The sequence below is a fragment of the Poseidonibacter sp. genome (genome assembly GCF_041821165.1).
In the GTDB taxonomy this organism is placed as follows: Bacteria; Campylobacterota; Campylobacteria; order Campylobacterales; family Arcobacteraceae; genus Poseidonibacter.
Genome location: NZ_JBGUES010000273.1, coordinates 1 through 1,501 on the forward strand (window position 1 = coordinate 1; position 1,501 = coordinate 1,501).

Genomic DNA, 1,501 nt, shown 5'->3' on the forward strand with positions numbered 1-1,501 from the left:
TAATTGGAGTAAAATCCAATATCCAATATTTAAAAGATTATATTATGGATATTGATTTAAATGGTTCTTTGGTTAAAAGAGTCATTGAAGTAATAAGCCTTAAAAATGTAGAAGCAAAAAATGTTATAAAAATTATTGATACTATTATTGGAAAGAAAAAATATATTGATCCAAATGCAAAACCATTATCTTCAGTTGATGAAGAATCAAACTCAATTGTTTTAATGGGACCATCTAATGAAATTAAATATGTAAAAGATTTATTAATGAAGCTAGATAAAGAAAAATCACAAGTTTATGTTCAAGCTAAAATTATTGAAGTAAATGATGATTTAGTTGATAAAATTGGTATCTCTTATGGTATTTTTGGAGGGAATGTTACTAGTAAAGGATTATCAACTTTTTCTACAAGCCTTAATGATGGTTCAGATTCTTTGAATATTGTAAAGTCATTCTTAGGTTTGGAATTAGGTGATATTTCATCAGGATTAGCATTAGGAGCATCTGTTAATCTTTTAAAACAAAATGGTGCTTTAGATGTTGTTTCTGAACCATCAATTTTAGCAATAAATAATAAAGAGAGTTCTATTTATGTTGGAGAAACAATCTCTATTAAAACTTCTTCAAGTATAACAGATGGTGGAACTTCAAATGAAAATTTTAAAAGAGAAGATGTTGGTCTTACTTTAAAAGTTAAACCAAGAATATCAAATAATAATAAGGTCACTTTAGAAATCAATGCTATATTAGAAGGTGTCAAAACTACACGTACCCTAAGTGGTAATGCAGATACTTCAAAAAAAGAGATAAAAACAACTGCTATTTTAAATAATGGAGAAAGCGTAATAATTGGTGGTTTAATTGAAAATAGAACTGAAATAATCAATCAAAAAGTTCCTTTGTTAGGAGATATTCCATTAATAGGAGAATTATTTAAAAATAAGTCATCTAATAAAAAGAAAAACAATTTAGTAGTAATTGTAACTCCTTATTTAATACCACAAACAAAAGATATTACATATGTAAGAAATAAATTATCAGAGTTGAAACTTTTGGAGGACAAATATTTACAAGACTCTTTACTTAGGTTAAAAAGAAAACAAGTTGAAAAAATAAAAGAAAGAAAACTTTATAAACAGAATATAAAAAATATAGAAGATGAGTATCAAAATTTAAGTAATACTTCAAATATTAAAATAGATAGAGTCAGTAGTAAAACAATTCATGAACAAAGAGTTAGAGAGATATTAGGATATTAATATATATGCTTGATTTATGATTCTACAAAAAACATTAATTTATCATTTACTTCTAAATTAGAAATAGTGCTATTTGGATTTTGAGAGTTTAAGATTTTATTGCAATCTGAACATAAAGATATTAAATTCTCAAAGTTATAACCACCACCATCATTAATATCTTTTACAAATACAGTTATAGTGTCTTTTAAATCCATTTTAAGACCACATCTATTACATTTACAATTATCTCTTTTAAATGC

General features: G+C 24.8%; 2 protein-coding genes. One reads left to right on the forward strand and one right to left on the reverse strand.

The window, feature by feature from the left end:
- A partial coding sequence (locus ACERKK_RS13090) for a type II secretion system protein GspD (RefSeq protein WP_373773516.1) occupies positions 1 to 1,259 on the forward strand: 1,259 nt, incomplete at its 5' end.
- Between the two features lie 14 nt (positions 1,260 to 1,273).
- Here the strand turns inward: ACERKK_RS13090 and ACERKK_RS13095 are convergent.
- On the reverse strand, positions 1,274 to 1,501 hold a 228-nt coding region (locus ACERKK_RS13095; protein ID WP_373773517.1), incomplete at its 5' end, for an HNH endonuclease.